The sequence below is a fragment of the Deltaproteobacteria bacterium genome (assembly GCA_016874775.1).
GTDB lineage: Bacteria > Desulfobacterota > Binatia > Bin18 > Bin18 > VGTJ01.
In genome coordinates this window covers 22,275-29,829 of the sequence record VGTJ01000064.1, presented here as the reverse complement: position 1 = coordinate 29,829, position 7,555 = coordinate 22,275, and the positions used below count along the sequence as shown (strand labels likewise).

Here is a 7,555-nt window from a genome sequence, read left to right as displayed (position 1 = left end):
TCAACGCACCCTTCGCCACCTCAAACGGACCGCCGCCCGGTTGGGGTTCACGCTCCTCCCCCAGCCCGTCTCGGCCTGAGAGTGTGTTTCTGAGCAGCGAAGCGAAGAATCTTGGGGAGCGATCCTTGGTTTCACTCAGAGTGACAATTCTACTGTATCAATCTGCTTTGCCTTGATGTAGCCTCTCCAGCAGCCCTTCACTCATCACCAGCTATTTCCTACCACGCCACGTTCTTTTCCTTTAATGCGAGGATCTCCTCTACCGTGTAGCCACACAGCTGTTGGAGAATTTCGTCAGTATGTTGGCCAAACTGCGGTGCTGCGTGGGTTGCTGGCACTGCGCTTTTCTCCAGGGCAAAAGGAAACGCCACGGTTTTGAGGCCTGAGTCGAGTTCCACCATGTAGCGATTGGCCATCACCTGCTCGTCGTCTGCCAGATCGCTTGTCTGGTTTACCACAGAGAACCAAAACTCCTTCTCGCGAAAGAGCCGTTCCCAGTGCGCACGTGGTTGCGTAGCAAACGCCTTGTCGAGGATAGTGATCAATTCTCCACGGTGAGCTGCGCGCTGCTTGTCCTTGGCGAACCGAGGGTCATCCTCTAATTCGGGTAACCCTAAGACCCCGCAGAAGTCATGCCAGAAGCGTTGCGCGACAGCCATACCACAGGCAATCCATTTGCCGTCAGCGCAGCGATACACATTCATCAGCGGGTTGGCGACGGTATTGCGGTCGAATGGTGCGAAATCCGCTCCCATATTGGCAAACTGCGCGACGTTGTAATACTGGAGCCACATCATAGCGCTGAGTTGTGATGACCACACTGCCTGTGACATCCCGACACGTTCCCGCCCGAGCAAAGCTGCGAGCACGCCGAAGCCCAGCATGGTGCCGGACAAAATGTCACTTAACGCTCCCGGAGGATAGGTTGGTGCACCGTCGGCCGTCGGCATGCTGAACATGAAGCCAGACCGCGCCATACCAACTGTATCCTGACAAGGATCCTCGGCATGGGGACCCTGCGGTCCGAAGCCCGTCGCATGGGCGTAAATAAGCTCTGGCTTGATCGCCAGCAGCGTCTCACGGTCGACACGAAATTCGCGCAGTGTAGCCGGATGGAGATTCGTGACCATGACATCAGCGTGTTCCACTAAGCGATAGAACACTTGCTGTCCTTCCGGCTGACGTAAGTCGATAGCGACGGCCTTTTTATTACGATTGGCAATCTCGAACATCAGACTCCGCCCATCTGGAAACTTCTGTGGCCCGCCAAACATCGATACTGCTCCCCGTGAGAAATCACCTTGCCCGGGTTTCTCTATTTTGATGACCTCCGCGCCCAGGTCGGCCAGCATCATCGACGCCAGCGGCCCTTGTACCCAGATGGTTAGATCGAGGACGCGAATTCCTTCCAGCGGCATACGCACTGTTTGTTCCATATTCTCCTCCTTTAGCCGATGACCGTTGACGACCCCCGGCTCGGTCACATGAAGTCTGGCGCGTACTATTTGACCTCTTTGGGTTCATCCTCAGCTGCGTCTTTATCATTCTCCTCAGCGTTCTCAGAGGCGGCAAGTTCTTCCAAGGATGCGAGATATTCGTGCAGTGCTAGAGCGCGGCTACGGATCAATTGCATGCGCTGATCCGCTCGCAGCGGCGCATGGGCGGGATGGTCCTCGCCAGCATACAGTGCATCAATGAAGCGCAATTCACTATCACGGTACTGTGCCCATTGCGCTTGCGCGGTCTTCAGCGTCTCTTTTTTGTCGTTATCAAGCTTGCCCAGCAGCTCATTGTAGAGCTTTGTCACTTCCGCATCCCACTGCCTGTGACCCTGGCTAAAACAGGCAACGATCGCGTTTGGAGCAGAGTCCTTGTCGATACACGCCCCAACCGACTTATCGATAGGGTCCTCTTCCACCGACATCTCGTCTTGAGCCCTGGCGGGAACGCACAGTGATAGGATCAGCATAATCGCAATGAGGTAAAGACTCATGAAACACCTTTCTTGTCCAGGGAAAGTATTGTATCTGGTCTGTAGTATGGGTCGGCAGTGATTATGTAAAGTCCAGCGGGCTGATCACTGGTTGACCGTGATGAAAATTGTCAGCAACGCCTACCTCACTGAGGTGAGGCCGGAAAAGGATGTCCCATGCCAGGATTGAGAACTATAGAGGGTTCCCCCAGCGCGCTCGCAGATAATGGAGCACGCTTCGATAACAGCTATGCACGTCTGCCGGAGCGTTTTTATGCGCGACTTGCACCCACGCCAGTGCGGAGCCCGCGTCTGCTGAAATTCAACCATGCGCTGGCAACAGACCTAGGGTTACCGGCAGAGCATTGGACGGGAGAGATAGGGACGGCCACGGCAGCGGGCAATCATGTGCCGGACTGGGCTGAGCCCTTGGCGATGGCGTATGCGGGGCATCAGTTCGGGAACTTTGTTCCGCAACTTGGCGATGGGCGGGCAATCCTGTTGGGCGAAGTTATCGGTGTGGATGGCCAGCGCCATGATCTGCACCTTAAAGGTGCAGGGCCGACGCCATTTTCGCGCCGTGGCGATGGGCGTGCAGCACTTGGGCCTATGCTGCGTGAATACATCATTAGTGAAGCGATGCACGCGCTAGGGATTCCCACGACGCGCTCGCTTGCGATCGTCACCACTGGTGATCCGGTGTTTCGCGAAACCCCGTTACCCGGCGCAGTGCTCACGAGAGTTGCGGCCAGTCACATCCGGGTCGGGACCTTCGAGTATTTCGCTGCCCAAGGTGATACAGAGGCAGTTCGCATGCTTGCCGATTATGCGATAGCGCGACATTATCCGCAGTTACCATCCACCGCGAATCCCTACCTCGCCTTGCTTGCCACAGTGAGTGAAGCGCAAGCCGCGTTGGTTGCGCGTTGGATGCATGTGGGTTTCATTCATGGTGTCATGAATACCGACAATATGACCATTTCTGGCGAGACGATTGATTACGGTCCGTGCGCGTTTATGGATGCGTACGACCCGGCGACGGTTTTCAGCTCGATCGACCATCATGGTCGCTATGCCTTCGGTAATCAGCCGCGGATTGCCTACTGGAATCTCGCCCGCTTTGCCGAAACCCTGTTGCCCTTGTTTGACGACCAACAAAGCAAGGCGATTGCACTGGCAGAGGAGACAGTCAACCAGTTTCCGGGCCATTTCCAACGCTACTGGCAAGACGGGATGCGTCGCAAGCTCGGTTTGGCGACCGAAGAGCCTGAGGATGCAGGACTGATTGAAGCGCTGTTGACACTGATGAAAGAGCATACGGCTGACTACACCAACACCTTTCGCTCCCTTTGCGATGTCGCCGAAGGGAGCACTGCCCCAGCTGGATACGAAGATTGGGTCACGCGGTGGCAGGCACGGTTGGATAGAGAGGCTGGTTCACGGCAAGATGCCGCCACCCTGATGCGAGAGAACAATCCTGCTGTGATCCCCCGCAACCATCGAGTCGAACAGGCACTGCAGGCTGCTGTCATACGTGGCGACGTGACGCCATTGGAAACCTTACTGGGAGTGCTCGCGCGCCCGTTTGACTTACGACCGGAATTTGTTGAATACCGCACCCCACCAAATCCTAACGAGCGAGTGTGGCAAACCTTTTGCGGTACGTAGCGCTGCCTCTCGCAAGTTCTTTGGTAACGGTGTTGCTGGGCAGGCCCCATACGCACCGGAATCAAAGCTGGCAAGCGCCTCGTGCACAGCGCACGTGACCCCAACTGTACGCATGTTCCGTAGTCCGATTTCGGCCAGCGCTTGCCACGCTCGTATCAAGAGTGCTAGGAGGTGAGCCAAAACAAGTGGTTCCAGCATTAAGCCAACGTGATCATGGACGCCGGCTTGGGCGACGCTGCGGTGACGCTGATGGTTCAGGACCACAAAGAAGCGCGGCAAGCGATGCAGGAAAGGCGGAGACCCAACTTTGTCCGTCATCGTACTGACGCTGCATAGACACGCACGCACCAGACGCACGCGACGACGAAAAAGAGGAGGGATGAATGGCACAGAGTGATATCGATGCAACAACTCCGACATACCTGCGCAACAAATACGCGATTGTTGGGGTAGGGGAGACGACCTATCGACGCGGGTCGCAAGAATCGACTCGCAACCTGGCGACCTGGGCGATCAACAACGCGTTGGACGACGCCGGGTTTGAGGCTGCAGACATCGATGGCATGTTGTCGTACTCCGGGAACGATTCGACTATGTCACCGTTTGTGGCTGGGGATCTCGGTATTCGCCTGAACTTTTACATGGACGTGCATGGCGGAGGCTCTAGCACCGAGGCGCTGATTGGGATTGCTATGGGTGTGATCGAAGCTGGTATGTGCAAGACAGTTGCGATCTTCCGGTCGATGAATGGTTTCACCCAAGTGCGCATCGGCGGCACCGGTGCACGCTCGGCGGCGCCAATCAGCGGGGACCAGGTCCACGCACGCGCGTATGGTTGGCAGAGTGCCGGACAAATGTTCGCGCCCACGTTCCTGCGTCATATGTACGACTATGGCACGACTTCTGAGCAAGTTGCACACGTGAAGGTTGCCCACAGTCAACATGCGTCCAATAATCCCAAAGCGTTCTACAAGACTCGCTACACCATCCAGGATGTACTGAACTCGCGCATCATCTGCAAACCGTTGCATCTACTCGATTGCTGCGTGGAGACCGACAATGCCACCTGCGTGATTGTGACCCGCGCTGAACGTGCCAAAGACCTGAAGCAGCCACTGGTGCAGATTCGCTCGGTGGTCGGACGTTGCTGCAAGCCACGCATCGACATGCACTATCAGCACGGCCCGATCTCGACCGTTGCTGGCCATTACGCGAAGGACATTCTCTGGCCCAATGCGGGTGTGGGACCGGAGGATATCGACCTGACGGGGTCGTATGATGCATTCACCTTTACGACGATGTTGCAACTTGAGGATTACGGCTTCTGCAAGAAAGGGGAGGGCGGCCAGTACGTCTCCAGTGGCATCATCGAACTGGGCGGCAAGCGACCCAACAATACGTCTGGTGGTCACCTCTGTGAGGGCTACACGCACGGAATGAATATGGTCATCGAGAACGTACGCCAGTTACGTGGCAACGTCGACGATTCCTGTCCCATCGGCCCGAACGGCAAACGGCGACACACTTATGACTATCGCGAAGGTGGTTGCCGACAAGTGAAAGATGCGGAGCTGAGTGCAAATCTTGGCTGGGCCATGCCAGGCACGGGTTCGGCAATGGTGATGCAGCGCGGGTAAGGCACATCAAGAGGAGGACCAACACGATGCTACAAGGTGAATATCTCGGCATGAGATTGACGATTGAGGATGTCGATAAGGAGAATCTGGCCTTCTTCAACTACTGCGCCAAGGGCGACTTCCGCTTGCAACGAGGCAAGAAGTCTGGCCTGCTCCGCTATCCACCGACGACTGCCTGTCCGTGGACACGGGATCGCGAATACGATTGGGTAAGCGTCGAAGGTAAAGGAACCGTACACTCGTATGTGGAAGTTCATCATGCGATTCAGCCCGCTTTTCGTCAGTACGTCCCGTACATGATCTTGCTTGTTGACCTGGACACGCAAAAAGGCCAACCGTCCGAACACGAAGCCTTGCGGGTGGTGGGGAATCTGCTGACCGCGAAGGGAGACTTTGCGCCGCCTGACATGATCAAGCAGGTGGGAATTGGGACTCGTGTTCGTCTGATCTTCAAAACAGTAAGTGAGGGATTCGCGCTGCCGCACTGGACCCTAGATGAGACCGCAGTTCAACCAGCGAATCCTTGGCGTTACCCACAGGAGTAGGAAATAGGAGGGACTGTGTATGTACGATTTACTCATCAACAACGCGCGGATTTGTGACGGTACCGGCGCTCCCAGCTTTCGTGGCAGTGTGGCGGTGAAAGATGGGACGATTGCCGCGGTTGGGAAACACAACGGCGAGGCTGCAGCCAAGACGATCAACGCGGATGGTCTCGTGCTGGCGCCAGGGTTTATTGACCCCCATACTCACTATGACGCGCAGGTGGCCTGGGACCCCTTGATTACCTGTTCGTCGTGGCATGGCATCACTACGGTCGTAATGGGCAACTGTGGTGTTGGTGTCGCTCCCGTGCGACCCGAACTGCGCGACATCCTGATGTGGGATCTCGTCAATGTCGAAGCCATTCCCTTTGAGGTCATGCAGCGCGGCATCGACTGGCAATGGGAAAGTCACGCTGAATACCTGGACGCATTGCAGAAACGTGGGCTAGGCATTAACGTCGCCTCACTCGCAGCGCTGACGCCGCTGCGGCACTATGTCATGGGTGAGGAATCGTTTGAACGTGCAGCCAACGCTGACGAGATTGCTCGCATGCAGCAACTCCTGCGTGATGCCATCAATGCTGGTGCCTTTGGCTTTACCAGCACGATTCTTAACAACCACATTGGCTACCACGGTCGACCACTGGCGTGCCGTAACGCAAGTCGCGATGAACTGAGAGCCTTCTGCCAGGTGCTCCGCGAAGCGGGAAGGGGTGCAATCGAACTGGCACTGTCAGCCCAGACACCGGGGCACATGGCAGATGAAGAGTACGACCTCCTTGAGTTCCTGGTCAAAGAAAGCACACGACCAGTGACATGGCTTGCGTTGTTTAACCGACCAGGGCGACCGGATTCGTACCTCGGTGTCGTTGAAAAAGTGCAGTCGATTCTCGGGTGGGACAAATCCGTGCCACAGGTCTCGTGTCGACCGCTGCGGATACAGTTCAACATGCGCAATCCGTTCATTTTTGCCGTCTTCACCACGTGGCACCAAGTGTTCAACAAGAGCGTCGAAGAACAAATCAAGATTTATCGGGATCCTGGTTTCCGCCGAGCGTTCCGTGAAGAGATGGATCGACGGCGCATCTTTGCCGGTCAATGGGGACGCATGACCGTGATCGACGCCAAAAGTGAAGCGGTGAAAGCGGTCGCCGACAGTAAGAAAACCGTTGGTGATCTTGCCAAAGCACAGGGGAAGCACCCCATCGATGTGTTCCTTGATCTCGCGCTTGCGGACAATCTTGAATTGGTCTTCGATATCCAGGCACTCAACTATGAACCCGAGGGCATCAAGCGCCTCATCACCGACCCACGTTTCATGATTGGCCTGTCGGATGGTGGTGCACATGTGGATATGCTTTGTGATGCACCCTATGCAACCTATCTGTTAGGGAAATGGGTGCGTGAACGACAAGCGTTGACATTGGAAGAAGCCGTGCGCCGTCTGACCCTGGAGCCCGCACGTTTCTTCGGTATTCCGAAACGCGGTCAGATTGCGCACGGATTGGCTGCCGATCTGGTGTTATTCGATCCTGACACCGTCGATGCGCACGATCCAGAATACGTGCATGACCTGCCTGGTGGTGCGAAACGCTTTGTCGCCTACGCCGACGGTATCAAGGCGACCATCGTATCCGGCAACATTCTCTATCAGGATGATGAGTACCAGGGTGGGTTACCGGGGCAGGTGCTGCGGAGCTACGATGCGTGAACTGGAGAGCAGGACAGGGAGG

The 7,555-nt window shown here is 56.1% G+C and carries 6 protein-coding genes; 4 read left to right on the top strand and 2 right to left on the bottom strand.

Translation table 11 applies throughout. The features are described from left to right. Positions 1 to 218 precede the first annotated feature (218 nt). Together FJ147_12650 and FJ147_12645 are read right to left on the bottom strand one after the other, a co-directional pair. Complete coding sequence (locus FJ147_12650; GenBank protein ID MBM4256733.1) at positions 219 to 1,436, bottom strand: CoA transferase; 1,218 nt, start codon at positions 1,434 to 1,436, stop codon at positions 219 to 221. Between the two features lie 65 nt (positions 1,437 to 1,501). After that, positions 1,502 to 1,993 carry a DUF1311 domain-containing protein gene (locus FJ147_12645; protein ID MBM4256732.1) on the bottom strand — a complete coding sequence of 164 codons (492 nt, stop codon included), beginning with the start codon at positions 1,991 to 1,993 and terminating at the stop codon, positions 1,502 to 1,504. Between the two features lie 156 nt (positions 1,994 to 2,149). Here FJ147_12645 and FJ147_12640 point away from each other — a divergent pair, with 156 nt between their 5' ends. The 4 genes from FJ147_12640 to FJ147_12625 all read left to right on the top strand — a co-directional run bounded on the left by FJ147_12640 (position 2,150) and on the right by FJ147_12625 (position 7,533). Then, on the top strand, positions 2,150 to 3,640 hold the full coding sequence (locus FJ147_12640) for a YdiU family protein (protein MBM4256731.1): 1,491 nt from the start codon (positions 2,150 to 2,152) through the stop codon (positions 3,638 to 3,640). Between the two features lie 383 nt (positions 3,641 to 4,023). Continuing rightward, positions 4,024 to 5,277, top strand: a complete 1,254-nt coding sequence (locus tag FJ147_12635) for a thiolase (GenBank protein ID MBM4256730.1) — start codon at positions 4,024 to 4,026, stop codon at positions 5,275 to 5,277. 26 nt (positions 5,278 to 5,303) lie between these two features. Next, the gene (locus FJ147_12630) at positions 5,304 to 5,822 is read left to right on the top strand and encodes a hypothetical protein (GenBank protein ID MBM4256729.1); all 519 of its coding nucleotides are present in this window, start codon (positions 5,304 to 5,306) and stop codon (positions 5,820 to 5,822) included. Between the two features lie 19 nt (positions 5,823 to 5,841). Then, a complete protein-coding gene (locus FJ147_12625; protein ID MBM4256728.1) occupies positions 5,842 to 7,533 on the top strand; it encodes an amidohydrolase family protein in 1,692 nt (563 codons plus the stop codon). The last annotated feature ends 22 nt before the right edge of the window (positions 7,534 to 7,555 follow it).

Excerpts from the sequence above, each read along its gene's own strand:
- FJ147_12630 (MBM4256729.1), top strand. The coding sequence starts at position 5,304 with ATGCTACAAGGTGAATATCTCGGCATGAGATTGACGATTGAGGATGTC.
- FJ147_12640 (MBM4256731.1), top strand. The coding sequence starts at position 2,150 with ATGCCAGGATTGAGAACTATAGAGGGTTCCCCCAGCGCGCTCGCAGAT.
- FJ147_12650 (MBM4256733.1), bottom strand. The coding sequence starts at position 1,436 with ATGGAACAAACAGTGCGTATGCCGCTGGAAGGAATTCGCGTCCTCGAT.
- FJ147_12645 (MBM4256732.1), bottom strand. The coding sequence starts at position 1,993 with ATGAGTCTTTACCTCATTGCGATTATGCTGATCCTATCACTGTGCGTT.
- FJ147_12635 (MBM4256730.1), top strand. The coding sequence starts at position 4,024 with ATGGCACAGAGTGATATCGATGCAACAACTCCGACATACCTGCGCAAC.
- FJ147_12625 (MBM4256728.1), top strand. The coding sequence starts at position 5,842 with ATGTACGATTTACTCATCAACAACGCGCGGATTTGTGACGGTACCGGC.